Origin of the sequence: Kitasatospora sp. NPDC097605 (assembly GCF_040302725.1) — a bacterium.
GTDB lineage: Bacteria > Actinomycetota > Actinomycetes > Streptomycetales > Streptomycetaceae > Kitasatospora.
Window position 1 is genome coordinate 216,100 of record NZ_JBEOSF010000005.1, and the last position, 25,778, is coordinate 241,877.

Genomic DNA, 25,778 nt, shown 5'->3' on the forward strand with positions numbered 1-25,778 from the left:
AGTCATAAGTGAAGAAGTGATTCGCAGCCGGGGGCATCGCAGACGTTGGCTGTCGGACAGTTCCCTCACCTTTGGAGTGGTTCGAGATGACGGTTGTGCACCAGGCGCCGGTCGACGACGACGCCCCCGAAGTACCCGCCGACGTGCGGGGCAGGGTCGCGGAGCTGCACGAGCTGCGCGAGCAGGTCCGGCGCGGCCCGAGCGAGAAGGCCACCGAGGCCCAGCACGCCAAGGGCAAGCTGACCGCCCGCGAGCGCATCGACCTGCTGCTCGACGAGGGCTCCTTCCACGAGGTCGAGCCGCTGCGCCGGCACCGCGCCCAGGGCTTCGGCCTGGAGGCGAAGAAGCCGCACACCGACGGCGTCGTCGTCGGCTGGGGCACCGTGCACGGCCGGACGGTCTTCACCTACGCCCACGACTTCCGGATCTTCGGCGGCGCGCTCGGCGAGGCCCACGCCCAGAAGATCCACAAGATCATGGACATGGCCATCGCGGCCGGTGCCCCGCTGGTCTCGCTGAACGACGGCGCCGGCGCCCGCATCCAGGAGGGCGTCACCGCCCTGGCCGGCTACGGCGGCATCTTCCAGCGCAACACCAAGGCCTCCGGCGTCATCCCGCAGATCTCCGTGATGCTCGGCCCGTGCGCCGGCGGCGCGGCCTACTCGCCGGCCCTCACCGACTTCGTCTTCATGGTCCGCGAGACCTCGCAGATGTTCATCACCGGCCCGGACGTCGTCCAGGCCGTCACCGGCGAGAAGATCAGCCAGAACGGGCTCGGCGGCGCCGATGTGCACGCCGGGGTCTCCGGCGTCTCGCACTTCGTCTACGACGACGAGCAGTCCTGCATCGAGGAGGTCCGCTACCTCCTCTCGCTGCTGCCGCAGAACAACCGCGAGATGCCGCCGGCGGCCGTCAACGACGACCCGGTGGACCGCCGCAACGAGTCGCTGCTCGACCTGGTGCCGGCCGACGGCAACCGGCCGTACGACATGCGCAAGGTGATCGAGGAGATCGTCGACCACGGCGAGTACCTGGAGGTCCACGAGCGCTGGGCCACCAACGTGCTCTGCGTGCTCGCCCGGATCGACGGCCACGTCACCGGCATCATCGCCAACCAGCCGCAGTCGCTGGCCGGCGTCCTGGACATCAACGCCAGCGAGAAGGCCGCCCGCTTCGTCCAGATGTGCGACGCCTTCAACATCCCGCTGGTCACCATGCTCGACGTCCCCGGCTTCCTGCCCGGCGTGGACCAGGAGCACGACGGCATCATCCGGCACGGCGCGAAGCTCCTCTACGCCTACTGCAACGCGACCGTGCCGCGGATCCAGCTGATCCTGCGCAAGGCCTACGGCGGCGCCTACATCGTCATGGACTCGCGCTCGATCGGCGCCGACCTCTCGTTCGCCTGGCCGACCAACGAGATCGCCGTCATGGGCGCCGAGGGCGCCGCCAACGTCATCTTCCGCCGGGACATCAACGCCGCCGACGACCCGGACGCGATGCGCACCCAGAAGATCAAGGAATACAAGAGCGAGCTGATGCACCCGTACTACGCGGCCGAGCGCGGCCTCGTGGACGACGTCATCGACCCCGCCGAGACCCGCCAGGTCCTGGCGTCCTCGCTGGCCATGCTGCGCACCAAGCACGCGGACCTGCCCAGCCGCAAGCACGGCAACCCGCCGATGTAGCGGCGGCGCCGCCCGGCCGGGCCACCGCACCGCCGGGCACGCCGACGACGACCACCTTCACCACCATCCGCCGGGAGAGAACCGGACCATGACCGCTTCCGCCGAACCACTCGTCCGCATCGTCCGCGGCTCGCTCTCCGACGAGGAGCTCGCCGCCCTGACCGCCGTGCTGATGGCCCGCGCCGCGGCCGCCCAGCAGGCGGCGGCCGCCGCCTCGCCGGTCGAGCCGATCGCCAACTGGCAGCGCCTGGAGCGCCGCCCGGCGTACTACTCGCCGGTCAGCTGGCAGTGGGCCGCCTGACGGCTCCACCGAGGACCCGGACGCCCGTCCGACCGCCGGCCGGCCACCCCTCCGCGGGGGTGGCCGGCCGGCGGCGTTCCTCCCCGCGGCGATCCCGGCGATCCCGGCGGCCGCGCGCGACCGGCGTGCACCGGCGCCCGGGACGGCTCGAAAGGATCGCTACCGCACAGTACGGGGGCCACCGCCCGGCCCGCCGCCGTAGGATCCAGCCGCTGCCGACGACAGAGACCAGGGAGGCCGCATGGCCAGGCAGGCCCGGGCGCTGGCGACCCGCCAGACGGTGCTGCACGCCGCGGCCGAGGTGTTCGACGAACGCGGCTACGCGGGCGCCACCATGGCCGAGATCCTGGAACGGGCCGGCGTCACCAAGGGCGCGCTCTACTTCCACTTCCCGTCCAAGGAGGAGCTGGCGCTCGCCGTGATCGAGGGCCAGGGGGCCCTGCTGGCCGCCTGGCAGCCCGCCACCGACAGCCCGATGCAGACCGTCATCGACCTCGCCTACGCCTTCGCGCACGGGCTGCTGGACGATCCGCTGCTGCGCGGCGCGATCCGGCTGACCATCGAGCACGGCAGCTTCACCCAGCCTCAGGTCGGCGCCTACCAGGGCTGGATGGACGCGGCGAGCGAGCTGCTGGAGCGGGCGCTGGAGGCCGGCGAGCTGCACCCGGGCGTGCGGCCGGCGGCCGCCGCCGGGGTGATCACCGGCGCGGTGACCGGCATCCAGCTCAGCTCACAGGTGCTGACGGACCGCAGGGACCTGCTGCAGCGGATGGCCGACCTCTGGACGCTCCTGCTGCCCGGCCTGGTCGAACCGGCCACCCTCGCCCGCCTGGACACCACGGGAAGGGCTCTATAGTCGCCCGCTCGCCTCCGGGGCGCTCCGACCCGGCGCCGACGGTCGGCGGGCACGGCGCCACCTCCTCCGTCGGCGGCTTGGCCCTTCTCCCTTTCGGCACCGGCGCGCCCCTTCGGCTCGGGGCGGGTGTCGTGCTCGTTCCGGCTCGGGGCGGGTGTCGTGCTCGTTCCGGCTCGGGGCGGGTGTCGTGCTCGTTCCGGCTCGGGGCGAGTCGCCCGCTCGCCTGGGTCCCGCTAGATCCGGTAGCCCGGGAGGTGGTCGGCCGGGACGAGGGACGGGAGGGCGGCCGACCAGAGGCCGCTGATCGCCGCGGGGGCGAGCCGGCCGGTGGACTCGGCGGCGAACAGGACCAGGCCGGCCGCCAGGGTGGTGAGCAGGCCGGCCGCCTGCGCCCGGTCGAGCCCGGGCCGCAGTTCGCCGGCCGCCGCGGCCCGGTCGAGCAGGGTGCGGAAGACCGCGGTCAGGCTCCGCCAGGCGTCCGCCGAGGGCTCCGGCGGCGAGCCCGCCGGGGCCACCACCGCGCCGACGGCGCAGCCCGCCGGCCGGCCGCCGAGGCCGAGCAGCACGCCGGCCCTGACCACCACGTCCTCGCGCAGCAGCCGGGCCAGTTCGTGGGTCAGGTCGACGAGTTCCTGGACGGCCGGCCCGCCGCCGCGCAGCGCGCGCAGCACCGCCAGGCCGACGGTGTCGGCGGCCTCGGTGCGGACCCCGTCGGCCAGCGCCTGCTTGGAGACGAAGTGGAAGTAGAGCGCGCCCTTGCTGACGCCCGCCCGGCGGCTGATGTCGACCAGGCTGGCCGACTCGAAGCCCGCGTCGGCGAAGGTGTCCGCGGCGGCGAGCAGCACGGCCTGCCTGGTTCGCCCCGCCCGTTCCTGCTTAGCCACTCGGCCCCTCCGGCCCCGGCCGCGACGGGCTGCGGCCCGCCCGGTTGCTGTCACGGCGCCCCCGTCGATGCCGCGGCGCCCCGTCTGCGGACCATCGGTGGCGCGCCGCGCCCGCCCGAAACCGCATGGTTGGTATCTAATCTAGCCCCTGTCCGGCCCCCGCCGTCCAGGGGGGAACGGGCCCCCGCCCAAGGGCCGGAGCGGGCCGACCGGGCGTTGCCGCAGGCCGGCGCCCGGGTACGGTGGGCATCGCGGGAGGAGGCCAGTGGCGACCCCGCAGAGGGAGCAGAAACCGGGTGGCCTGTATGTTTTGCGAGGGCCGCCCGCACGGCCGGCCGACCGACACCCGGGAGTGGGGCCCGTCATGCCAGTGTTCACCGCGATGGACGGCGACGCCCCGTATCCCCACCCCCACCCCGGCCCCGTCCACCGGGGCCAGGGCCGCTACGACTTCCACGAGCGGACCGTCTCGCGGCACCTGGTGCGCCGCTCCTCGGTCGCCGAGGTGCTGATCACCGGCTGGCAGGCCACCGGCCCGTACGACTTCCTGCTCGGCGCCCAGTGGCCCCGGCTGCACGGCTTCTACCGGCTGCCCGGCGACCGGCACCACGACCCGGTGCTGATGGCCGAGACGGTCCGTCAGGCCGCCCTGCTGGTGGGCCACGCCGGCTTCGGCGTCCCGCACGACCATCACGCGGTGCTCGACGAGCTCGGCTACACGCTCGGCCCGGCCGGTCTGGACGGTCTCGCGGTCACCGCCGCCCCCACCGAGCTGATGCTCCGGATCAGCTGCCACGACGTCCGGATGCGGCACGGCCGGCTGGCCGCGCTGCGGGTGCAGGCCGAGGTCGAACGCGACGGCCGCCCGGTCGCCCGCGGCTTCGGCGGGCTGCGGATCCTCTCCCCCGCCGCGTACGAGCGGCTGTGCGGCCCCGGCCCGGCCGCCGCCCCGCTGCGGCTCCCGGACCCGGCCACCGCACCCGAGCTGGTGGGCCGCCAGCAGGCCGCCGACGTCGTGCTCGGCCCCGCGCTGCTGCCCGGCAGCTGGCTGCTGCGCGCGGACTCCGGCCACCCGGTGCTGTTCGACCCGATGGACCCGGCGCCCGGCCACCTGCCCGGGATGCTCGTCCTGGAGGCCGCCCGGCAGGCCGCCCAGCGGCTGCACCACCCGGACCGGGTGGTGCCGCTGGAGCTGGTCACGTCCTTCCACGACCCGATCGCGCCGGACCGCCCCTGTGTGGTGCGGGCGGTCCGGGAGGCCGGTCAGGAGACCGGCGGCGGCAGCGGGCGGCGGGCGGCGCTGCGGGTCCTGCTGGTGCAGGAGGGCCGGACGGTCGCCGAGGCCCGGCTGCTCACCGGGCCGGCCGGCGGCGGCCCGGCCCAGGCCGCGCCGGCCCCGGCCCGCCGCGGCCTGCCGCTCGCCAGCTGAACCCCGCGCGCGGGCCGGCCGGGTCAGGCGGCCACCAGCGCGGACGGCCGCCCGGCGTGCATCACCGAGAGGTTCTCCGCCAGCCGCCCCGGGTCCTGGGCCAGCCACAGCCGCAGCGCGGCGCCCAGCATCGCGCTGGCCGAGCCGATCCGCACCTGGGTCAGCTGGGCGATCCGGGCCGCGCCCGGCACCAGCAGGTCGGCCAGCGGCGTCGGCAGCCAGACGGTCAGCGCGCACGGCGCGGGGGCCGCGAGGGCGCCCAGCAGCCGGTAGGCGTCGGCCGGCGAGCTCAGCGTGGGGATGATGTCCAGCAGCCCGTCGGCCACCACCTCGGACACGTCGCTGCGGTGTCCCTGGGCGAGCCGGCGGAGCAGCAGGTGCTCGGCGGCGGTGATTCGGACGGTCAGCATGACCTCGTCGCACTCCATTGCGCGATTTCCTCCTCAGTTCCTCCCCGTGCCGGACCGGGCGGGCCGGCACGAACTACCCCTGTCGCACCTCGGCCCGGCTTCCTGGTGTGGAGTGCCGGGCCGGTGGGTGGTTTCCGGTCCCGGTCAGATCCCCGCGTAGGAGTGCTTGCCGGTGACGAAGATGTTCACGCCGTAGTAGTTGAACAGCCAGCAGGCGAAGGCGGCGAGCGCCAGGTACGCGGCCTTGCGCCCCTTCCAGCCGGCGGTGGCGCGGGCGTGCAGGTAGCACGCGTAGGCGACCCAGGTGATGAACGACCAGGTCTCCTTCGGGTCCCACTCCCAGTACTTGCCCCAGGCGGCCTCGGCCCAGATCGCGCCCGCGATGATGGTGAACGTCCACAGCGGGAAGACCAGGGCGTTGATCCGGTAGGACAGCTTGTCCAGGGTCGAGGCGGCGGGCAGCCGGCGCCAGATGGACGGCGAGGTGCCGAGCGGGCCCCTGGCCAGGCCGGCCGCCATCCGCTTGTCGAAGGAGTCCTTGCCCAGGTACAGCAGCGTGGTGACGAACGCCGCGTAGAAGGCGCCGCCGCAGACGATCGCGGTGGAGACGTGGATCGCCAGCCAGTACGAGTGCAGCGCCGGGACGAGCTGCTCGGACTCGGTGTACAGCACCTCCGTGGCGATGCCCAGGGTGAGCACGACCGCCAGGGTGACCGGCAGGCCCAGCCAGCGGACCGGCTTCTTGGCGACCAGCAGGCCGACGAAGGCCGTCGTCATGGCGAGCGCGAAGGCGCAGGAGAACTCGTACATGTTGCCCCACGGCCAGCGGGAGACCGAGAGGCCGCGGGTGAGCACGCCGCCGATGTGCAGCAGCAGGCCGAGGACGGTGAGCGAGACCGCGATCCGGCCGGACAGGTCGGCCTTCTCGCTGGTGCCGGCCGCGCCGGGCCCGTCGACCTCCTCGTCGCCGCGCCCGCTGGTCACCACCGTGGCGCCCTCGCCGGCCAGTGCCGTCCGGGTGAGCGTGGTGGTGCCGCCGCGCGCCGAGGCGACGGTGACGGTGACCTTCTTGGCGCCCTTGGCCTTGGCCTCGGCGTCCGCGACGGTCGCGGCCAGGCCCGCCTGTTCGGTGGAGCGGACGGCGACGGCGCCCTTGGCACCGAAGGTCCACTCGAACATGTAGGCGAACATGGCGATCAGATAGACCGCCATCGCCGAATAGATCAGCTTGTTGGACAGGTCGGCCAGCTGCGGGTCGACCGACGAGGCGAGGTGCACCGTCTACTCCTTGGAGTTCTGGTCGGCGGGGACTGCGGATTCTTCGGGTGCTGAGGCCTCGTCGGCCTCGGTGGCGCCGCCCTCGGCGGGCTCGCCGCCCTCCTCGGGCTCGTCGTCGAGCGCGGGAGCGTCGTCCTGGAGGTCCACCGCGAGCGCGGCCAGCTCCTCGGCGATCTTCGCCGACTCGCTGCGGCCCAGCCCGGCCAGCTCGACCAGCGTCCCGCCGTCCGGCAGGGCCACCGCCCGCACCCAGATCCGGCGGCGCTGGATGAACAGCGAGCCGATCAGGCCGGCGATCGCCGCCACCGCGCCGGCCAGCGCGATGCCGTTGCCCGGACGGTGCGAGACGTTGAAGCTGGCCCACTTCTTGTAGCCCTCGAAGGTGACCGTGCCGTAGCCGTCCGGCAGCTCCCAGACCTGGTTGGGCTTCAGCCTGGCCTTCGCCGGCTCGCCGTCCCGCTGGAGCTGGGTCAGGTTCTTGGTGTTGAGCTGGTAGATGTTCTGCGGCAGGCCGGAGTCGGTGCCCAGGTCGCCCGCGTAGGCGTTGAGCACCAGCGCCGGGTCCGCGTCACCGGGGAACAGCGAGCGCGGGCCGGTGTTCTTGTCGAAGGCCACCGGGGCGGTCGGCAGGAAGAAGCCGGAGAGGCCCAGCTGGGTCTTCTTGCCGTCCTTCTCGCCGTAGTCGGAGACCTTGATGACGCCGGTGGAGGTCAGGTTGCCGTCCTGCGGCAGGAACGGGGTGGCACCGGTGTAGACGACGTCACCCGCGGCGTTGCGGACCGTGATCACCGGGGCGTAGCCGTGGCCGATCAGGTAGAACTTGCTGCCGCCGATCTCCAGCGGGTGGTTGACCTCGATCTTGCCCGTCCTGAGCTTCGACGGGTCGCTGCCCTCGTAGTACTCGACCCCCGCGGTGAACTCCCGCGCGCTGCCGATCTGGGAGCCGTTGCTCTGGAACTTCGAGGTGAAGCTGGACAGCTTCACGTAGAAGGGGTCGAGGTCGTCGCTGCCGTAGAAGCGGGTCCCGGTGAAGTCGTCCAGCTGCGTGATGGTGTTGGAGTAGCCCTCGCCCTCGACCAGCAGCTTGCCGCCGGTGCCGCTGGCCAGGCTCGCCCAGGCGAAGCCGCCGAGCAGCGCGAACAGCGACAGGTGGAAGACCAGGTTGCCGACCTCGCGCAGGTAGCCCTTCTCGGCCGCCACCGCGCCGCCGTCCAGGTGCGCCCGGAACCTGCGCCCGCGCAGCAGCCGGTGGGCGGCGGTGCCGACGGCCTCGGCGTCCGCGTCGGTCCGCCAGGCCGCGTACACCGGCATCCGGGTCAGGTTGCGCGGCGCCGCCGGCGGCCGGGAGCGCAGCACGCCGACGAACTGCCAGGTGCGCGGCACGATGCAGCCGGCCAGCGAGACGAACAGCAGGATGTAGATCGCCGAGAACCAGACCGAGCTGTAGACGTCGAACAGCTGGAGCTTCTCGTAGATCGGCGCGACCGTGGTGTGCTGCGCCTTCCAGGTCTCGACCTTGAACTGGTTCTGGCCGTTCTGCGGGATCAGCGAGCCCGGGATGGCGGCCAGCGAGAGCAGGAACAGCAGGATCAGCGCGACCCGCATCGAGGTCAGCTGGCGCCACATCCAGCGCAGCCAGCCGAGCACGCCGATACCGGTGGGGCCGTCGGACTCGGCCGGGGCGGTGGTGAGCCGCTCGGCCTCGTCGTCCTCCGCACCCCGCGCGGCGTCGGCCGCGCGCCGCTCGCGATCGGTCGTGGTGTTGGTCACGGGTCAGATTCCGATCTCGAAGTCGCCGAACTGGCTCTGCAGCTCACTCACCATGGAGTCCCAGATCCCGGTGACCAGCAGCAGACCGACCACGACGAGCATGCCGCCGCCGATCCGCATGACGAGCGGATAGTGCCGCTTGACCCAGCCGAAGGCGCCCAGCGCCCGGCGGAAGGCCAGCGCGGCCACGACGAACGGTACGCCCAGGCCCAGGCAGTAGACGGTCATCAGCAGGGCCGCGCGGCCGGCGTCGGCCTGGTTGAAGGCCAGCGTCTGGATCGCCGACATGGTCGGGCCGAGGCAGGGCGTCCAGCCGACGCCGAACACAACGCCCAGCATCGGCGCGCCGAGCAGGCCGACGGCCGGACGGCGGTGCGAGCGCAGCTCGCGCACGCTCAGCCCGGGCACCAGGCCCATGAACGCCAGGCCCATGACGACGGTCACCGCGCCGAGCACGATCGAGATGACCCGCTTGTGCTCCTGGAGCGTCTGGCCGAAGAAGCCGAACAGCGCGCCGCCGGAGACGAACACGGCGGTGAAGCCAAGGATGAAAAGCAGCGCGCCAGCCAGCATCCGGCCGCGCCGGGCCCCGCGGGCGTCCGCGAGGTCGGAGGCGGAGAAGCCGGTGACGTAGGAGAGGTAACCGGGGACGAGCGGGAGCACGCACGGCGAGAAGAACGACACCAGACCGGCCGCCAGCGCGATCGGCGCGGCCACCAGCAGCGCCCCGCTCTGGATGGTCCCGGTGGTGTCGGCGAGCTGCAGCGCCGCGCTCACCGCTGCTGCTCCGCCACGACCGGCTGGAGCATCGTCTCCAGGGCGTCGTCGGTCTGGCCGCCGACGGCGCGGGCGGCGAGCTTGCCGTCCCGGTCGACCACCAGGGTGGTCGGGATGGACTGCGGGTTGAGGCTGCCCTTGGGGAACTTGAGCAGCTCCTCGCCGGCCGGGTCGTAGAGGCTGGGGAAGGTGACGCCCTTCTCCTGCTCGAAGCGGACGGCGTTCTTGATCTCGGTGTCCCGGGTGTTGATCCCGAGGAACTGCACGCCCTGGTCCTGGTACTTCTCCCAGACCCGCTGGAGGTCGTCGGCCTCCGAGCGGCACGGGCCGCACCAGGAGCCCCAGACGTTCAGCACGACGACCTTGCCCCGGTAGTCGGAGAGCTTGACCGGGGTGCCCTCCAGGGTCGTGCCGCCGATGTCCGGCGCGTCCTGGCGGTGGCCGGCGGCGGCGGTCGAGATGTTGCTGCCCTTGGCGGTGACGAACCCGATCTGCCCGTCACCACTGGCCGAGGAGCCGGAGGAGCTGCAACCGGTGAGGACCAGCGCGGCAGCGGCGGCGGTGACCGCGGCGGCGGCGAGACGGGGTCGGGGGCGCGTCATGCCAGACATGTGAAAAGTTTCGCATGGAGTCGCGGGCGGGCCCCGGGGGGTCCGGCCTTGTCTGCCGGACCCCCTCTGACCTGCGGCGGGACCATGGGACCTGGTGTCGCGGGAGTGTGACGCAGGTCTTACTCACACGGCTCTTACGCCGGATCGGGAACCATGAACACCGTTCCGCGCGTCCGGGCTTCCTCGGCGTACCCGGATTCCGGGTGCCCCGGAGCCGCTGTCGCGTGTGGCTGTCGACCCGTGGCTGGTCGCCCCCGTGATCAGGCGCCGAAGCTCTTGCCCACCGGCTTGCTCTTGCCGCCCTTGCCGACCAGGTGGGCCGGCAGCAGGTCGCGGGCCGGCTCGCGGTAGCCGACCGAGACGATCCGGTCCCCCTCGTAGGTGAAGCTGGTCAGCGAGGCCAGCGAGCACTGCCGGTTGCGCGGGTCGTGCCAGAGCCGGCGGCGCTCCACGAAGGAGCGGACGATCCAGATCGGCAGCTGGTGGCTGACGCAGACCGCCTCGTGCCCGCGCGCGGCGTCCCGGGCCGCGGCCAGCGCGCCCATCATCCGCACCGCCTGCTCCAGGTACGGCTCGCCCCAGGAGGGCTTGAACGGGTTGGTCAGGTACTTCCAGTAGGACGGGTTGCGCAGCGAGCCGTCGCCCACCCCGAAGGTCTTGCCCTCGAAGATGTTCTCCGCCTCGATCAGCCGCCCGTCCGACGCGACGTCCAGGCCGTGCGACTTGGCGATCGGCGCGGCCGTCTCCTGGGCGCGCTCCAGCGGGGACGCCACCACATGGGTGATGTCCCGCCCGGCCAGGTCCTCGGCGACCCGCTCGGCCATCTCGCGGCCCAGCTCGGACAGCCGGTAGCCCGGCAGCCGCCCGTACAGGACGCCCTCCGGGTTGTGCACCTCGCCGTGCCGCATCAGGTGGACGACGGTGATGTCCTTGGCACTCACTTCTCGGTCCCCCCTCAGGCGGTGGCTTCGGCGGCGGCCCGGGCGGCGGCGGGCAGCGCGGCGGCGATCCGCTCCAGCGCCCGCTCGTCGTGCGCGGCGGAGACGAACCAGGACTCGAAGGCGGACGGCGGCAGGTAGACGCCCTCGGCGAGCATCGCGTGGAAGAACGCGGTGAAGCGGAACGCCTCCTGGGTCTTCGCCTCGGCGTAGTTCGTCACGGCGTCCTCGGTGAAGAACACCGAGAACATGTTCCCGGCGGTCTGCAGCCGGTGCGCCACGCCCTCCTTGGCGAGCGCCGCGGAGACCAGGCCGGAGACCTCGCCGGCGACCCGGTCGACGGTCGCGTAGACCTCGTCGGTGCAGCCGCGCAGCTGGGCCAGGCCGGCCGCGGTGGCGATCGGGTTCCCGGAGAGGGTGCCGGCCTGGTAGACCGGGCCGGCCGGGGCGAGGTGGGCCATCACGTCGGCGCGGCCGCCGAAGGCCGCGGCCGGGAAGCCGCCGCCCATGACCTTGCCGAAGGTCAGCAGGTCGGGCGCCCAGCCCTCGTTCGCCGCCTCCAGGCCGTACCAGCCGGCCTTGGAGACGCGGAAGCCGGTCATCACCTCGTCGGAGATGAACAGCGCGCCGTTCTCCCGGCAGAGCCGGGCCAGGCCGCCGTTGAAGCCCGGCAGCGGCGGGACGACGCCCATGTTGCCGGGCGAGGCCTCGGTGATCACGCAGGCGATCTCGCCGGGGTGGGCCCGGAAGGCCTCCTCGACGGCGGCGAGGTCGTTGTAGGGCAGCACGATGGTGTCGCCGGCCTGGGCGCCGGTGACGCCCGGGGTGTCCGGCAGGCCGAAGGTGGCGACGCCGGAACCGGCGGCGGCCAGCAGCGCGTCCACATGGCCGTGGTAGCAGCCGGCGAACTTCACGACCTTCGCGCGGCCGGTGAAGCCGCGGGCCAGCCGGATCGCCGACATGGTCGCCTCGGTGCCCGAGGAGACCAGGCGGACCTGCTCGACCGGGGCGACCCGGGAGACGATCTCCTCCGCCAGCTCGACCTCGCCCTCGCCGGGGGTGCCGAAGGAGGTGCCGCGGGACACCGCCCGCTGCACGGCGTCGAGCACGTCCGGGTGCGCGTGGCCGAGGATCATCGGTCCCCACGAGCAGACCAGGTCGACGTACTCGCGGCCGTCGGCGTCGGTCAGGTAGGGGCCGGTGCCGGACACCATGAAGCGCGGCGTACCGCCGACCGCGCGGAAGGCGCGCACCGGCGAGTTGACGCCGCCGGGGGTCACGACCGACGCGCGGTCGAAGAGCGACTGGGACTGGGGTGCTTCGTAGGGATAGCTCACAAGAGACATGGTCTCAAATCGTGTCCTTCACCTCTGCATGTCGAACCTCATCATCTGGAACGATGATCCGGGCGCCCGCATCTGTACGGTTATCCATACAACGGGGCCCCTGGCTGCGCCGGACACCCGGACCAGTCAGACTATGTACCCAGAGTGTCTCCGGAGTCCCACCGGCCGCTAGGACGGACGGGCGCTCCGGGTCGATGCAGGGGTGTGAAGAGGACTGCCGCGTACCGCGACTGGGTACGGCGGCGCATGACGGGTAAGGAGCACGTCCGGAGGACACCGGATGTGCGGGGGTCTGTCGATTCCGGCGAATTCCGGTGAGGATGGTCCGAGTGTCCGAGGCGCAGGACGGTCACGACGAGGCCGCGGGTGGCCCCCGCCGGCCCACCGAGGCCGCACGCGGGGGTAAGGGAGCGGGAACGGGGCGTAGCGGCCGTGGCCGTGAGAGGCGGGGTGAGGGACGCGTGGGGGTGACGTACAAGTACTTCGGCGCACCCGACCGGGCGACCGCGGCCCGGGTCCCGACCGCCCTGGGGCCGGGCGGGCTCGGGCTGGACGCGGGCGAGCTCGGCTCGCTCGGCCGGCTCGGCGACCTGATGGAGACCAGTGGCTCCCCCAACGGCCACCTCTCCACCAAGATCAAACCGGAGACCATGAGCGCGATGGTCCTCACCGGCATCCAGGGCGTGCCGCTGCACCAGGTGCCGCCGCTGGAACTGGTCGTGCTGCACCCGGACTACGCCGTCGTCCAGCTGCCGCAGAACGTCGTCGAACCGCTGCGCAAGGCGGACGAGACCGAACTCGGCGCCGCCGCCTTCATCTGGTCCACCGTCCCCGACCGCCGGGGCCCGCGCGACGCCTTCGTGATCTACAGCATGCTGCACGAGTGGCAGGACTTCGCCAACCGCCTGCACGACGCCGGCCACCAGCTCTACTGCCTGGTCTGGCCCTGACCGGGGCGTGAACGCGGGAGGGGCCCCGGTCGGGGCCTGAGGTTCCAGGAGTCGCGGCGACAACCGGTTCTGCGGCCCCGGCCGTCGGTCGCCGACGCGGCCACGGCCGGTCCGCCGCCTTCCGCCACGCCTGCGCTCACGGGACCCGGACCACATCGTGGCGGTGCGCGGGGACGACACCGCGCACCGCCGCCACACCCGGACCTTCTACCGAGTCCTCGACACCGTCCAGGACCTCATACGGGCCTGGACCGGCGAATGCCCCATCTGGCCGCGAGTCACCCACCACCACCCCGGACCTGACGGCGTACTAGTAGCTGGTGTTGGCGCAGATGTCGTCGTCCGCCGAGCGGGCGTCCTCGGTGACCGAGGTGGGCAGCGGGGCGGGGACCGCCGGGGTGCCCGGAGCGGTCGTTCCGGCGGCGCCGCCGTTGGCGTCGGCGAAGTCCTTGCCGAGGACGACGCTGATGCCGGCCGCCGAGGTGGGGGTGAGGGTGGCACCGGGGAACAGCTCGGCGACCTTCTCGGCGTTGGCCTTCTGCCCGGCGCCGTACTCGATCGTGGTGGTGGCCTTGTCGGTGGACCTCGCCTGGTTGACCCCGGTGACGGTGAACTGCGCCGCCTTGAGCGCCTCGCCCGCCTTGGCGCCCAGGCCGTTGTAGGTCGTTCCGTTGTAGACGGCGACCTTGATCGGGGCCGCCGGGGCGGTGTGCGCGGGGGGCGCGGTGGTGGTCGGCGGGGCCTCCGGGGTGGGGGTGGCGGGCGCGTCGGGCTGCTGGCCGGTGGCGTCCTTGCCGTCCAGGGTGCGGTCGGCGCGGATCGCCTCCCACAGCCGGTCCACGTCCGGCTTCACCAGGTCGAGGTTGGCCTCGTTGTAACGCCACGGCGGAGTCACGAACTTGAGGTCGTGGAGGTCGATGTTCTTCAGCGACAGGGCGAAGGACATCAGCTTGTCGACCGTGTCGAGCCCCTCGTCGACGCGCAGCGACTTGGTGGCGGCGTCGGCCAGCGGCAGCAGGGTGGTGGGCTCCAGGCCCTTCTTCTTCACCGTGCTGATCATCGAACTCATGAAGGCCTGTTGACGCTTCATCCGGCCGATGTCGGAGCCGTCGCCGATGCCGTGCCGCAGCCGGACGTAGTCGAGCGCCTGCTGGCCCTCCACCTTCTGCGGACCCTTCTTCAGGACGAGGGAGCCCTTCGTGGGCAGCTTCTCGTTGAGGTCCTTCTGGTAGATGTCCTTGGGCAGGCAGACCTCGACCCCGCCGACGGCCTTGGTCATCGCCGCGAAGCCCTGGAAGTCGACCACGATGGTGTGGTCGACCCGGATCCCGGTGAGCTTCTCCACGGTGTTCTGGGTGCAGGCGGGGTTGCCCTCCGCCGTGCCGCCCACCGAGAAGGCGGCGTTGAACAGGACGTCCTTGCCCTTTTGTTCCTTGGTCCACTTCCCGTTCGGGAGCTTGCACGGCGGGATGGTGACCAGGGAGTTGCGCGGGATCGAGACACCGATGGCGTTCTTGTGGTCGGCGTAGACGTGCAACAGGATCGTGGTGTCCGAGCGGGCGCCATCGGTGTCGCCACCGCCGAGGTCCGAGTTGTCGCCGCCGCGGCTGTCCGAGCCGATCAGCAGGATGTTCACCGGCTTGTTGCCGTTGGCGTCGACCTGCGCCTCCGGCGGGCGGTCCTTGCTGAGCGCGTCGGAGTCGATCGTCTTGATGTTGCCGTTGAGCTTGAGGTAGATCGCGCCACCGGTGCCGGCTATCAGCACCAGTGCGCCGACCGCGGTCCAGCCGACGATCTTCTTGACGTTGCGCTGGGGCTTCTTGCCGCGACCGCCCGCGCGGCGGTGGCCCTGGCCGTTCGACCCGCCGTCACCACCCTGCCCGCCACGGCCCTTCGACTGCGCCGCCCGCCGCGCCTCGGCCCGGCCGCCCGGCCTGGGCGCCGGCACGGCGGCGGTCGATCCGGTGCCCGACGAGCCGCTCCGCGCGCCGGTGGACCCCGCCGAGCCGGTCGAACCCTCCGGACGTGGCTTGGCCACGCTGGGCTGACTCCTGTCTCGGCGACCCGACATCCCCGCACCTCTCACGGCTGTGCCATCGAACGATCAGCGGCCAGGACGTCCCCCCTGGCGCCAGGTGGAGCATACAAGCCGACCGGAAACGGGCTACCGCCGCGCCCGGGCCTCACCCCGGGCGGTCAGCCCCGGGCCCGGCGGGCGCGGCGCACCGTCCGCTCGCCCCCGACCGGATCGGCCAACGCCCCTCCCCCGTCGACCAGGCGGCTCAGCGCGGTGACGAAGGCCGTCCGCTCGGCCCGCGGCAGCGATTCCAGCACCTCCCGGTGCACCCGGTCGGCGATCGCCGTACCGCGCTCGACGGCCTGCTCGCCCGCCTCGGTGACCCGCACGATCCGGGCCCGCCGGTCGGCCTCGGCCGGGCGCCGCTCGGCCAGCCCGGCCCGCTCCAGCTCGTCGACGGTCACCACCATGGTGGTCTTGTCGAGGTCGGCCAGCTCCGCCAGCTGGATCTGGGTGCGCTCGGCCGCCAGCGCGTGGAAGAGCACGCCGTAGGCGCGCGGGGTGACGCCCAGCTCGGTGAACGCCGCCGCCATCCGGGTCGCCAGGACATGGCTGGCGTGGTCCAGCAGACCGGAGAGGTCGCTGATCTGGCGCACGGGCGGTGTGCGGCTGGTCGTCATGCGTCGAGGTTACGCGGCACCGCGCGGGCCCTCGGCTACGGGATGCCGAGCTCGAACAGGGCGTACCCCGCGTACCATCCGGCCGCCACCGCCGGCATCGCGACCAGGCCGCCCAGCGTCGTCGGGCGCAGCCGGCGCAGCGCCACCGCCAGGCCGATGAACAGCGGGAAGGCCGGCAGCAGGTAGCGCGAGATGTTGCCGTAGATCTGGTTGCTGCTCAGCGCCAGGACGACGGTCAGCAGCGTGTAGAGCACCAGGACCAGCGGTGGCCGCAGGCGCAGCAGCAGCACCAGCAGCCCGGGCAGGGCGATCAGCAGGCCCACCGCGATGAGGTCCGGCGCCGGGTTGGACTGCCAGAACGTCCAGTGCCCGGTGACCGTGTCCAGGGTGCTGCGGGCGGTGGACGCGCCCCAGTCGAAGTAGCGGTTCCAGGCGCCGCGCTGGAGCTTGAAGTACCCGGTCCAGTCGCCCATCCGGTAGCCGACCCAGGCGACGTAGCCGACCAGGCCCCACGGGGTGATCAGCATCGCGGTCAGCGGGCGGGCCACCCCGTCGGTGCGCCGCACCAGCGCCACCAGCGCGGAGATCGAGACCGCGGCGATCAGCGCGGCCGCGGTCGGCCGGTTGAGTCCGGCCACCAGGGCGAGCACTCCGGCGGCGAGCCAGTGGCGGGTCATCACGCAGTAGCAGGCCCAGGCCGAGAGGGCGACGAACAGCGAGTCCGAGTAGACCGCCCACTCCACGCCCGAGCCGGGGAACAGGCCCCAGATCACCGCCGCGATCACCCCGGCCCGGAAGCCGCCGAGCCGGTCGGCGACCGCGAAGATCCCGGCCGCGGCGACGAAGGAGGCGAGCACCGAGACGACGATGCCCGAGCCGTACGGGCCGAGCCCGGTGACCGCCCCGACCAGCCGCATCAGCCACGGGTACAGCGGGAAGAAGGCGGAGGAGTTCTCGTAGTAGGTGGCCAGCGGGTAGCCGTGCAGCGGGATCAGCTGCGGGTCGTAGCCGTTCTCGGCGATCCGCTGGTACCAGACGCCGTCCCAGGTGCCGAGCACGTCCCACGGCCGGGCGCCGCCGCCGCGCCCCGGGTCCTTCTTCAGGAAGTCCTCGGTGTGCGAGAGCAGGAGGAGGAAGACGGTCAGGCCGGTCGCCTTGACCACCGCGTACGCGCCGAGCGCGGGCGCGTAGCGGTCCACCGCGGCGCCGAACCGGCCCGGGGCCCAGACCTCCGACGCCTCTGACGTGTCCGGCGTCTCCGGCGTTTCCGGCGTTTCCGGGGCTTTCTCCACCGGAGTGGCGGACGGCGGGGGCACGCCCGCGCCACCGCCCGACGATTCGGTGCTCGATGCCGCGCTCATCAGCTCTGGTACTCCCCGCCCCGCTCGTGACCGGCGCGCCGCCGATACCGCGACGCCGGGCGAGAATACGACACCGCCGCCGCCGTGCGGACGGGCAGCCCGCCCGGCGGACGGGCAGCGGGTCGCGGACGGATCAACCGTGCAGGTGGACGATGCCGAGCTTGGTGAGCCGCCACTGCTGGGCCGGGGCGCCGGCGCCGGCGGCCAGTTCGACGAGCGGGTCGCCCTTGGCGTCGAGCCGGCCGGTGGCGGTGGCGAGTTTGCGGCGGTCCTGGGAGTCGGCCGGCTTCCACAGGCCGTCACCGGCCGGGCTGACCACCCAGCGCTGGTTGCCGCCGCCCTCGCCGGCACCGCCCGTCAGCGGCATCGTGCTGCACTGCCTCGCGCAGGTCTCACCTGCCAGGTACTGACGAGTAACGCAACAAGGATCCTGACGGCACCGGCCGTTGACGGCGGCGCGGGCCGCGGCGGCTCCGCGAACGGCCCCGGAAACGCCGAGAGCCGCCACCCCGCGCCCCAGGAGGGAAGCACGGAAGCGGCGGCTCGCACCGGCCGGACCGACGGCTGATCAGCCGGCGTTGATGCAGGTGTTGCCGAAGGCCGGGTTCAGGACGCCGATGAGGACGTTGACAGTGTTGCCGCACACGTTGAGCGGAACGTGCACCGGGATCTGGATCTGGTTGCCGGAGACGACACCGGGGGAGTTGGCGGCGACGCCCTGCGCGCCGGAGCTGGCCAGCGCGGTGCCGGCACCGGCGGCGACGATGCCGACCACAGCGGCGCCGACGGCGGCCGTCTTCTTGATGCTCATGGGAGCCTCCTGACTGTTCGACAGAGATGCACGGGGAGTGCGACATCTCCAACGAGACCCCCTCGGGCCGGTTGCGAAGGCACCCCCACTGTCACCCGACCGGAGGAACGGCGCCGCCGGGCCCGGCAATCGGGTGACACCCGGATCCGACCGTTTCCCCCGGCACCCTGCCTCGTTCTCCAGTCGGAACACGCTCCACCCGCCCCGCTACGACGAGGAGATCCGCCGCCGGTCCAAACCCGTCCGGAATTCTCCCGGTCGCGCGTCGATTCGAATACTTCCCGGCCGTGCGGGAATTGTTCGCGGCGCACGGTTCCGCGGCGGCCGCTCATCGCCCGAGCCATGGGCGACACGCGCCATCTGGGCCACCCGAGTGACAATCACGGCATTCCCAGAAGCCAACGGGCCAGGATTTCCCCTCGCCCGGCTCCCGACTATTCCACAGACGGTCGGGAAGAATACGGAGGAAGAACACATGCGCAACGTCAAGAAGACCGCCGTCCTGTCGATCGCCACCGCCGGCCTGGTGGTCGGTGCGGCCGGCGGCGCGTTCGCCAGCGCCGGTGCCGAGGGCGTCGCCGCCAACTCCCCCGGTGTCATCTCCGGCAACCAGCTGCAGGTGCCGATCCACGTGCCGATCAACCTGTGCGGCAACACCATCAACATCATCGCGCTGCTGAACCCGGCGTTCGGCAACACCTGCGTCAACGCCGGCTGAACCGGCGGCCGCCGAGCCGGCGGCCGCGGCTCCACCGCACCCGTGCCGCACCCCGCCACCGGGCGGGGTGCGGCCCGTTCAACCCGTGTGTGATCGAGGAGATCAACCCCCATGCAGAACGTGAAGAAGGCCGCCGTCCTCACCGCCGCCGCCGCCGGCCTCGTGCTGGGTGCGGCGGGCGGTGCCGCCGCCAGCGCCGGTGCCGAGGGCGTCGCCGCCGGCTCGCCCGGTGTCATCTCCGGCAACCAGATCCAGGTCCCGGTGCACATCCCGGTCAACCTGTGCGGCAACTCCATCAACGTGGTCGGCATCCTGAACCCGGCGTTCGGCAACACCTGCATCAACGCCGAGGCCCCGCAGCAGCACGTCGAGCACGAGCACGTCGAGCACGAGCATGTCGAGGACGACTGCTGATCCCGATCAGCACGCGTTCCGCCCGAACTGCCCCCCGGCCCGCCGGCCGGGGGGCGGTTCGGCGTACCCGGGCGCGGTCAGGTCGCCCGGGGAACCCCTCCCCCCGAAGGTGGAAACCCATGGTTTCGAAGAAGAGCGGGGCCGGCCTCGCCGCCGCCCTGGGCGCCGCGGTGCTGCTCGGCGGCGCGGGCGCGGGCACGGCCCACGCGGCCCCGGCCGGTGGCGGCGCGGCCCTGGCCAAGACCGACCTCGCCCAGGCGCTCGGCGGCACCACGACCGGTCTCGGTTACGGCATCGCGCCGCTCAAGGACCTGCGGCTGGACCCGTGGGCCAACTCCTCGGCCGATGTGCTGAACAACGGCGCGACCGTCCAGCCGGAGGGCTCCGGCCTGGCGCCGGTCGGCACCGACCTCCTCACCGGCCCGCTCAGCGCCGGCGGCGGTCCCCGTGACCTGCCGCTGATCGGCGGCCTGCTCGGGGCGCTGCCCGGCTGAGCCGCCGGCCGTCCGTGCGAGAGCCCGGCACCCCGTCGTGAGGGGGTGCCGGGCTCTCGTGCCGTCCGGCTGCCCGTCAGAGCTGCGTCAGGCCGGCCAGGCCGGTCTCCCCGACGACGCCGGTGGTGGTGGCGGTCGCGGTGGCGGCCAGGTTCCCCACCGAGTCGGTCACCGAGATCCGCTCGTCCTCGGTGCCCAGGGTGGCCTTGGCGCCTGGCACCGCCTGGACGGCGCCGGTCACCAGCCGCGGGTCGAGCTCGCCCAGCTTGAGCCGGCCGTCGGCGAGCTGGCCGGTGCCGTCCTCGACGAGCGAGAGCGGCTTGCCGAGGCCGACCGCGGGGGTGTCGGCGTGCAGCGGCGCGGCCGGGGCGTCCAGCAGCAGCTCGCCGAGGTCGGCGCTCCGGTCGAGCAGCGGCAGCGGCAGCTCGGCCTTGGCGGTCGGGCCCACCTTGCCGATGCCGAGCGCGGGCACGACGCGGTCCGGGATCAGCGCGTCCCCCGTGGTGTGGGTGGGAGCCGGCGGCATCAGCAGCGAGGTCGGGATGGCGCCCGAGATCCGGCTGTCCAGCGGCGCCAGCGGGATGTCCACCGGCACCTGCTGGGTGGCCAGCTGGTCCTCCAGCGCCCCGACCTGCTCGGGACCGACCGGGGCGGCGGACGCCGCCCCCTGGGAGGCGAGTACGCCCGCACCGACCGCCAGCAGCATCGCGCCGGCCCGCTTGGAGAACCTCATGCTTTTCACCGTTCTGCCTGTCCGTACTGGAGATCCAATGGGGGGCGGCCGCGCGGGCGCGGCCGAAAGCAATGGGCTCAACGAGCGACCGGTGTTCCCGATGGCACCGGTTAACCGTTTCGGGTTAATAATCCGACCGGACACTCGGCGCCGCCGCGCCTCCCGGACTCTTTTCCAAAATCCCCGTAACCTTCCGAGCCGTGATTCTTTGATCTGAACGTCAGTGACCGCAGACCGGGTCTGGGCGTTGAACGCGTCGTACGCACGGAAACCGCACGGAAACCGAGTTTTTCAGAGAGGGATCTCCTCATGATCCAGAAGTCCTTCGCCGCCGCCGGCCTGGCCGCCGCCGCGCTGGCCGCCGCCGCGACGCCGGCCTCGGCCATCGCTGACTCGGACGGCGCCGCCGGGTCGTTCCAGGGCAACGGTGGCACCAACTTCACCGGCACCGTCGGCGACCACAGCCCGAACTTCCACTTCCTGGACAACGCGAACATCTGCCTGCCCGAGATCCACAACATCGCCGTCGGCGTGGCCGGCATCGCCGTGCCGATCGAGGTCCCGATCGCCAACAGCGGTGGCAAGCAGTACTGCACCCAGGGCCAGGGCACCCAGAGCCACGGCGACGCGGGCATCTCGCACCTGATCGGCTGACCCGCCCGTCCCGGCAGCGTCACCCTTCCGAACCGACCACCTTCGAATCGCTCCCCGATTCACCCCCGAGAGGAACACCGCAATGATCAAGAAGTCCCTCGCCGCCGCCGGCCTGGCCGCCGCCGCCATCGCGATGTCCGCCGGCTCGGCCGGCGCCATCGCCGACTCGGACGGCTCGGCCGTCTCGGTCCAGGGCAACGGTGGCACCAACCACACCGGCACCAACGGTGACCACAGCCCGAACTTCCACACCCTGGACAACCCGAACATCTGCCTGCCGGAGATCCACAACGTGGCGGTCGGCGTCCTCGGCCTGGCCGTGCCGATCGAGGTTCCGGTCCTCAACAGCACCCCGAAGCAGATCTGCAACGTCGGCCAGAACACCCAGTCCTCGGGCGACGCGGGTGTCTCGCACCTGATCGGCTGATCCAGCCGCACGGCGCGACGGAGGGCCCGGGGACGACTGGTCCCCGGGCCCTCCGGGCGTCCGGGCGGAAGCACACCCCACAGACCGAGCGCCCGCCCCGGGCGCTCCGGAAGAAAGGGCAGATCCATGAAGAGCACGCTGGGCAAGATCACCCTGACCGCCATCGGCGCCCTGGCGCTGGCCGGTCTCGCCGCCCCGGCGGCGTCCGCGCACGTCGGCGTGGCCGGCGGCGGCGGCTTCGTCGCCTCCGCCGACCCGGTGTTCGCGGCCGGCGGGGGTGGCGGCATCGCCCACACCTCCAACATCAAGGCCGGCGAGTTCGGCGGGGGCGCCGCGACCTCCACCGCCCTCTTCGGCGGCGGCGGGGGCTTCGCCCACATCGGCGACTGATCGCCGGCACGGACGAAGGCCGGGTCCCTCCCGTCGGAGGGGCCCGGCCTTCGCCGTGCGCGGGGTGCTGCCTCGGCATCCGCTACTTGAGCATCGCGGCGGCCTCGACGGCCCAGTAGGTGAGGATCTGCTCGGCGCCGGCCCGGCGGATCGAGGTGAGGGTCTCCAGGATGGTGCGCTCCCGCTCGATCCAGCCGTTGGCGGCGGCGGCCTCCACCATCGCGTACTCACCGGAGATCTGGTACGCGGAGACCGGCACCGGGGAGGCGTCGGCGACCTGCCGCAGGACGTCCAGGTAGAGCATCGCGGGCTTGACCATCACCATGTCGGCGCCCTCGGCGAGGTCGAGCTCCAGCTCGCGCAGCGCCTCGCGGGCGTTCGCCGGGTCCTGCTGGTAGGTCTTGCGGTCGCCCTGGAGCGAGGAGTTGACGGCCTCGCGGAACGGCCCGTACAGGGCGGAGGCGTACTTGGCGGTGTAGGCGAGGATCGCCACGCCCTGGTGCCCGGCCTCGTCCAGCGCCCGGCGGATCACGGCGATCTGGCCGTCCATCATGCCGGACGGGCCGACCATGTGGACGCCGGCCTCGGCCTGGACCACGGCCATCTCGGCGTAGCGCGTCAGGGTGGCGTCGTTGTCCACGCCGCCGTCCGCCGTCAGCACGCCGCAGTGGCCGTGGTCGGTGAACTCGTCCAGGCAGAGGTCCGACATGACCACCAGCTGGTCGCCGACCTCGGCGACCACATCACGGATCGCCTGCTGCAGGATGCCGTCCGGGTTGGTCCCCTCGGAGCCGACGGCGTCCTTCACCTCGGGCAGGCCGAACAGCATGATGCCGCCCACCCCCGCCTCGGCGGCCTCCACCGCGGCCTTCCGCAGGGTGTCCCGGGTGTGCTGGACCACGCCGGGCATCGAGGAGATCGGCTTCGGCTCGGTGATGCCCTCGCGGACGAAGGCGGGGAGGATCAGTTCCGCCGGGTGCAGCCGGGTCTCGGCGACCAGCCGGCGCACCGCCGGGGTCGAGCGGAGCCGGCGCGGGCGGACGTACGGGAATTCAGCGGACACGGCTTCTCTCTCCGAACGATGGTGCGGTGCCGGGGGCGGCGGTCGGGCCGCCCCCGGTCTCTACGTCAGCGCGCGGCCTTGCGGCGCGAGCCGGGACGGCGCTCACTGGGGCGGTAGACCGGTTCGCCCGCGGCGGTCGCGGTGTCCCGGCGCTTGGCCCCGAAGTCCGCCAGCGCCTGGGCCAGCGCGGCCGCCGACGGCGCCGGGGCCATCACGTCGACCCGCAGGCCGTGCTCCTCGGCGGTCTTGGCGGTGGCCGGGCCGATGCAGGCGATGACGGTCACGTTGTGCGGCTTGCCCGCGATGCCGACCAGGTTCCGCACGGTCGAGGACGAGGTGAACAGCACCGCGTCGAAACCGCCGCCCTTGATCGCCTCACGGGTCTCGGCCGGCGGCGGCGAGGCGCGCACCGTCCGGTACGCCGTCACGTCGTCGACCTCCCAGCCCAGCTCGACCAGGCCGGCCACCAGGGTCTCGGTGGCGATGTCGGCGCGCGGCAGCAGCACCCGGTCGATCGGGTCGAACACCGGGTCGTACGGCGGCCAGTCCTCCAGCAGCCCGGCCGCGGACTGCTCGCCGGAGGGCACCAGGTCCGGCTTCACGCCGAAGTCCACCAGCGCCTGCGCGGTGGTCTCGCCGACCGCCGCGACCTTGATCCCGGCGAACGCCCGGGCGTCCAGGCCGTACTCCTCGAACTTCTCCCGCACCGCGCGCACCGCGTTCACCGAGGTGAAGGCGATCCACTCGTAGCGGCCGGTGACCAGGCCCTTGATCGCCCGCTCCATCTGCTGCGGGGTGCGCGGCGGCTCGACCGCGATGGTCGGCACCTCCTGCGGCACCGCGCCGTACGAGCGCAGCTGCTCGGAGAGGCCGTGCGCCTGCTCCTTGGTGCGCGGCACCAGCACGTTCCAGCCGAACAGGGGCTTGGTCTCGAACCAGGAGTGCGAGGCGCGGTGGGCGACCTGCTCACCGACCACGGCTATCACCGCGGTGGCCGGGTCCACCGGGGCGGAGACCGGGGAGGGCAGCACCCGGGCGGCCTTGAGGTCCGCCGCGATGGAGGCCAGGGTCGCGGTGAAGGTGCGCTGGCGGGTGGTGGTGCCGGAGAGCGTGGCGCTCAGCGCGGAGTCCGGCTTGCGGCCGTTGGCGACCAGCGCGTTGGCGGTGGCCGGCAGCTGGCCCAGGGTGGTGCGCACCACCAGGGTCGTCTCCGGCGCGCCCAGGTCCACCGGGGAGCCGGCCAGCAGCGCCGCGGCCTCCACGAAGCGGACGTCGGTGCCGGCCGCGCCGCGCAGCGGCACGCCCGCGTAGGCGGGGACGCCGACCGACTGGGCGACGCCCGGGATCACCTCGAAGGCGATCCCGGCACCGGCGCAGCCGAGCATCTCCTCGGCCGCGCAGCCGTCCAGGCCCGGGTCGCCGTCGACGGTCCGCACCACGTGCTTGCCGGAGCGCACGGCCTCGGCGACCAGGTGGGCCAGATCGAACTCCGGGCCCTCGGCGCCCGGGGCGTGCACCTGCACACCGGACGGACAGTGGCTGCGCACGGCGGCGGCGGTCAGCGGGTCGGCGACCAGCACGTCGGCGGAGGCCAGCACCTCGACCGCGCGCAGGGTCAGCAGGCCCGGGTCGCCGGGGCCCGCGCCCAGGAAGGTGCAGCGGCCGGCGGAGGGGACCGTGCCCCCGAAGGGGCTGTCGGCCGGGAACGGGCTGTCGGTGGCGGCGGTGGGGCTCATCGGGCTCGCTCCCCCATCAGGGCGGCCGCGCCCGCGTCGAGCAGCCGGGCGGCCAGGGCGCGGCCGAGGGCCGCCGCCTGCTGCTCGGCGGTCTCGTCGAGGACGATCGGACCGTGGGCGGACATCTTCAGCAGGGTGGCGCCGTCGGGGGTGCCGACCACACCTTCCAGCCGCAGTTCGGTCTGGTGGTTCCAGCCGGCCAGCGCGGCGACCGGCGCGGAGCAGCCGGCCTCCAGAGCGGCCAGCAGGGCACGCTCGGCGGCCACCGCGACCCGGGTGGGGGCGTGGTCGAGGGCCGACAGCTCGGCGGTCAGGCCGGTGTTCGCGCTGGTGCACTCCACGGCGAGCGCGCCCTGGCCCGGGGCCGGGATCATCAGCTCGGGGTCGAGGTGCTCGGTGATCTCGGCGCTGCGGCCGAGCCGGTTCAGGCCGGCCGTGGCCAGCACGACCGCGTCCAGCTCGCCGGAGGTGACGAAGCCGATCCGGGTGTCCACGTTGCCGCGGATCGCGACCGTCTCCAGCTGGGCGCCGTTGGCCTCGGCCCAGGCGTTCAGCTGCGCCATCCGGCGCGGCGAGCCGGTGCCGATCCGGGCCGGGCGGCCGGCGCCGGCCAGCTTCTCGACCAGTTCGCCCAGCGCCAGGCCCTCGCGCGCGACCAGGGCGTCGCGGCTGTCCTCGCGCTGCGGGACGGCCGCCAGCACCAGGCCCTCGGGCTCGGCGGTCGGCAGGTCCTTGAGGGAGTGCACGGCGAAGTCGATCCGGCCCTCCAGCAGCGCGTCGCGCAGCGCCGAGACGAACACCCCGGTGCCGCCGATCTGGGCCAGCGCCTCGCGGGAGGTGTCGCCGTAGGTGGTGATCTCCACCAACTCGACGGGGCGTCCGGTGAGGCGCGTCACCTCCCGGGCGACCATGCCCGACTGGGCCATGGCGAGCGCGCTGCGCCGGGTGCCGAGCCGCAGGGGGGCCGCGGTGGCGTCCGGCGTCCGGCCGGTGAGCGGTTGACCATTCATGAGGTGATCGTCCCGGTGGTACTCGTGGGATG

At 73.1% G+C, this 25,778-nt stretch carries 28 protein-coding genes; 11 read left to right on the top strand and 17 right to left on the bottom strand.

What is annotated here, in order from left to right:
- Positions 1–86: 86 nt before the first annotated feature.
- From ABTX81_RS08250 to ABTX81_RS08260, 3 genes are all read left to right on the top strand, one after another.
- Positions 87–1,688 (top strand): acyl-CoA carboxylase subunit beta, encoded by a 1,602-nt coding sequence (locus tag ABTX81_RS08250; RefSeq protein WP_350542408.1) that lies wholly within the window; start codon positions 87–89, stop codon positions 1,686–1,688.
- A gap of 88 nt (positions 1,689–1,776) precedes the next feature.
- Positions 1,777–1,989 (top strand): acyl-CoA carboxylase subunit epsilon, encoded by a 213-nt coding sequence (locus tag ABTX81_RS08255; RefSeq protein ID WP_350542409.1) that lies wholly within the window; start codon positions 1,777–1,779, stop codon positions 1,987–1,989.
- A gap of 241 nt (positions 1,990–2,230) precedes the next feature.
- A complete protein-coding gene (locus ABTX81_RS08260; protein WP_350542410.1) occupies positions 2,231–2,845 on the top strand; it encodes a ScbR family autoregulator-binding transcription factor in 615 nt (204 codons plus the stop codon).
- 233 nt (positions 2,846–3,078) lie between these two features.
- Here ABTX81_RS08260 and ABTX81_RS08265 read toward each other — a convergent pair whose 3' ends face one another.
- Positions 3,079–3,729 (bottom strand): ScbR family autoregulator-binding transcription factor, encoded by a 651-nt coding sequence (locus tag ABTX81_RS08265; protein ID WP_350542411.1) that lies wholly within the window; start codon positions 3,727–3,729, stop codon positions 3,079–3,081.
- 364 nt (positions 3,730–4,093) lie between these two features.
- Between ABTX81_RS08265 and ABTX81_RS08270 the strand changes: the two genes are divergently transcribed.
- Positions 4,094–5,158: a ScbA/BarX family gamma-butyrolactone biosynthesis protein gene (locus ABTX81_RS08270; RefSeq protein ID WP_350542412.1), complete on the top strand. Its 1,065-nt coding sequence runs from the start codon at positions 4,094–4,096 to the stop codon at positions 5,156–5,158.
- Positions 5,159–5,181: 23 nt separating this feature from the next.
- On the opposite strand, the gene ABTX81_RS08275 is transcribed toward ABTX81_RS08270, so the two are convergent.
- The 7 genes from ABTX81_RS08275 to hemL form a co-directional block, all read right to left on the bottom strand.
- Positions 5,182–5,568 carry a hypothetical protein gene (locus tag ABTX81_RS08275; RefSeq protein ID WP_350542413.1) on the bottom strand — a complete coding sequence of 129 codons (387 nt, stop codon included), beginning with the start codon at positions 5,566–5,568 and terminating at the stop codon, positions 5,182–5,184.
- Positions 5,569–5,712: 144 nt separating this feature from the next.
- Positions 5,713–6,846: a c-type cytochrome biogenesis protein CcsB gene (ccsB, locus tag ABTX81_RS08280; RefSeq protein ID WP_350542414.1), complete on the bottom strand. Its 1,134-nt coding sequence runs from the start codon at positions 6,844–6,846 to the stop codon at positions 5,713–5,715.
- A 3-nt stretch (positions 6,847–6,849) separates the two neighbouring features.
- Complete coding sequence (resB, locus tag ABTX81_RS08285) at positions 6,850–8,616, bottom strand: cytochrome c biogenesis protein ResB (protein ID WP_350542415.1); 1,767 nt, start codon at positions 8,614–8,616, stop codon at positions 6,850–6,852.
- A 3-nt stretch (positions 8,617–8,619) separates the two neighbouring features.
- On the bottom strand, positions 8,620–9,393 hold the full coding sequence (locus ABTX81_RS08290; protein WP_350542416.1) for a cytochrome c biogenesis CcdA family protein: 774 nt from the start codon (positions 9,391–9,393) through the stop codon (positions 8,620–8,622).
- A complete protein-coding gene (locus ABTX81_RS08295) occupies positions 9,390–10,004 on the bottom strand; it encodes a TlpA family protein disulfide reductase (RefSeq protein WP_502892725.1) in 615 nt (204 codons plus the stop codon). The genes ABTX81_RS08290 and ABTX81_RS08295 overlap by 4 nt, the downstream gene beginning before the upstream one ends.
- Positions 10,005–10,264: 260 nt before the next feature.
- Positions 10,265–10,912 carry a histidine phosphatase family protein gene (locus tag ABTX81_RS08300; protein WP_350542532.1) on the bottom strand — a complete coding sequence of 216 codons (648 nt, stop codon included), beginning with the start codon at positions 10,910–10,912 and terminating at the stop codon, positions 10,265–10,267.
- 47 nt (positions 10,913–10,959) lie between these two features.
- Complete coding sequence (gene hemL, locus ABTX81_RS08305; protein ID WP_350542418.1) at positions 10,960–12,288, bottom strand: glutamate-1-semialdehyde 2,1-aminomutase; 1,329 nt, start codon at positions 12,286–12,288, stop codon at positions 10,960–10,962.
- A 320-nt stretch (positions 12,289–12,608) separates the two neighbouring features.
- Between hemL and ABTX81_RS08310 the strand changes: the two genes are divergently transcribed.
- The gene (locus ABTX81_RS08310; protein ID WP_502892726.1) at positions 12,609–13,238 is read left to right on the top strand and encodes a hypothetical protein; all 630 of its coding nucleotides are present in this window, start codon (positions 12,609–12,611) and stop codon (positions 13,236–13,238) included.
- Positions 13,239–13,548: 310 nt separating this feature from the next.
- Here the strand turns inward: ABTX81_RS08310 and ABTX81_RS08315 are convergent, their stop codons facing one another.
- The 5 genes from ABTX81_RS08315 to ABTX81_RS08335 form a co-directional block, all read right to left on the bottom strand.
- Entirely contained in the window at positions 13,549–15,276 is a 1,728-nt protein-coding gene (locus tag ABTX81_RS08315) for an LCP family protein (RefSeq protein ID WP_350542419.1), read from the bottom strand.
- Positions 15,277–15,434: 158 nt separating this feature from the next.
- Complete coding sequence (locus ABTX81_RS08320; RefSeq protein WP_350542420.1) at positions 15,435–15,935, bottom strand: MarR family winged helix-turn-helix transcriptional regulator; 501 nt, start codon at positions 15,933–15,935, stop codon at positions 15,435–15,437.
- Positions 15,936–15,970: 35 nt separating this feature from the next.
- Positions 15,971–17,134, bottom strand: a complete 1,164-nt coding sequence (locus tag ABTX81_RS08325) for a putative hexosyltransferase (RefSeq protein ID WP_350542421.1) — start codon at positions 17,132–17,134, stop codon at positions 15,971–15,973.
- Positions 17,135–17,429: 295 nt separating this feature from the next.
- On the bottom strand, positions 17,430–17,663 hold the full coding sequence (locus ABTX81_RS08330) for a hypothetical protein (RefSeq protein WP_350542422.1): 234 nt from the start codon (positions 17,661–17,663) through the stop codon (positions 17,430–17,432).
- A gap of 201 nt (positions 17,664–17,864) precedes the next feature.
- Complete coding sequence (locus ABTX81_RS08335; RefSeq protein ID WP_350542423.1) at positions 17,865–18,107, bottom strand: chaplin; 243 nt, start codon at positions 18,105–18,107, stop codon at positions 17,865–17,867.
- A gap of 475 nt (positions 18,108–18,582) precedes the next feature.
- Between ABTX81_RS08335 and ABTX81_RS08340 the strand changes: the two genes are divergently transcribed.
- From ABTX81_RS08340 to ABTX81_RS08350, 3 genes are all read left to right on the top strand, one after another.
- On the top strand, positions 18,583–18,825 hold the full coding sequence (locus tag ABTX81_RS08340; RefSeq protein WP_350542424.1) for a chaplin: 243 nt from the start codon (positions 18,583–18,585) through the stop codon (positions 18,823–18,825).
- Between the two features lie 111 nt (positions 18,826–18,936).
- Positions 18,937–19,239: a chaplin gene (locus ABTX81_RS08345; RefSeq protein WP_350542425.1), complete on the top strand. Its 303-nt coding sequence runs from the start codon at positions 18,937–18,939 to the stop codon at positions 19,237–19,239.
- Positions 19,240–19,358: 119 nt separating this feature from the next.
- A complete protein-coding gene (locus ABTX81_RS08350; RefSeq protein ID WP_350542426.1) occupies positions 19,359–19,733 on the top strand; it encodes a hypothetical protein in 375 nt (124 codons plus the stop codon).
- Positions 19,734–19,809: 76 nt separating this feature from the next.
- On the opposite strand, the gene ABTX81_RS08355 is transcribed toward ABTX81_RS08350, so the two are convergent.
- A complete protein-coding gene (locus ABTX81_RS08355; protein ID WP_350542427.1) occupies positions 19,810–20,466 on the bottom strand; it encodes a hypothetical protein in 657 nt (218 codons plus the stop codon).
- Positions 20,467–20,775: 309 nt separating this feature from the next.
- Here ABTX81_RS08355 and ABTX81_RS08360 point away from each other — a divergent pair, with 309 nt between their 5' ends.
- The 3 genes from ABTX81_RS08360 to ABTX81_RS08370 all read left to right on the top strand — a co-directional run bounded on the left by ABTX81_RS08360 (position 20,776) and on the right by ABTX81_RS08370 (position 21,937).
- On the top strand, positions 20,776–21,120 hold the full coding sequence (locus ABTX81_RS08360; RefSeq protein WP_350542428.1) for a rodlet layer protein: 345 nt from the start codon (positions 20,776–20,778) through the stop codon (positions 21,118–21,120).
- An 82-nt stretch (positions 21,121–21,202) separates the two neighbouring features.
- Complete coding sequence (locus ABTX81_RS08365; protein ID WP_350542429.1) at positions 21,203–21,547, top strand: rodlet layer protein; 345 nt, start codon at positions 21,203–21,205, stop codon at positions 21,545–21,547.
- Positions 21,548–21,673: 126 nt separating this feature from the next.
- Positions 21,674–21,937 (top strand): hypothetical protein, encoded by a 264-nt coding sequence (locus ABTX81_RS08370; RefSeq protein WP_350542430.1) that lies wholly within the window; start codon positions 21,674–21,676, stop codon positions 21,935–21,937.
- 82 nt (positions 21,938–22,019) lie between these two features.
- On the opposite strand, the gene hemB is transcribed toward ABTX81_RS08370, so the two are convergent.
- The 3 genes from hemB to hemC all read right to left on the bottom strand — a co-directional run bounded on the left by hemB (position 22,020) and on the right by hemC (position 25,746).
- Positions 22,020–23,000, bottom strand: a complete 981-nt coding sequence (hemB, locus tag ABTX81_RS08375) for a porphobilinogen synthase (RefSeq protein WP_350542431.1) — start codon at positions 22,998–23,000, stop codon at positions 22,020–22,022.
- Between the two features lie 65 nt (positions 23,001–23,065).
- Positions 23,066–24,736: a bifunctional uroporphyrinogen-III C-methyltransferase/uroporphyrinogen-III synthase gene (locus tag ABTX81_RS08380; protein ID WP_350542432.1), complete on the bottom strand. Its 1,671-nt coding sequence runs from the start codon at positions 24,734–24,736 to the stop codon at positions 23,066–23,068.
- The gene (gene hemC, locus ABTX81_RS08385) at positions 24,733–25,746 is read right to left on the bottom strand and encodes a hydroxymethylbilane synthase (protein ID WP_350542433.1); all 1,014 of its coding nucleotides are present in this window, start codon (positions 25,744–25,746) and stop codon (positions 24,733–24,735) included. Before hemC ends, ABTX81_RS08380 begins: the two co-directional genes overlap by 4 nt.
- Positions 25,747–25,778: the final 32 nt, after the last annotated feature.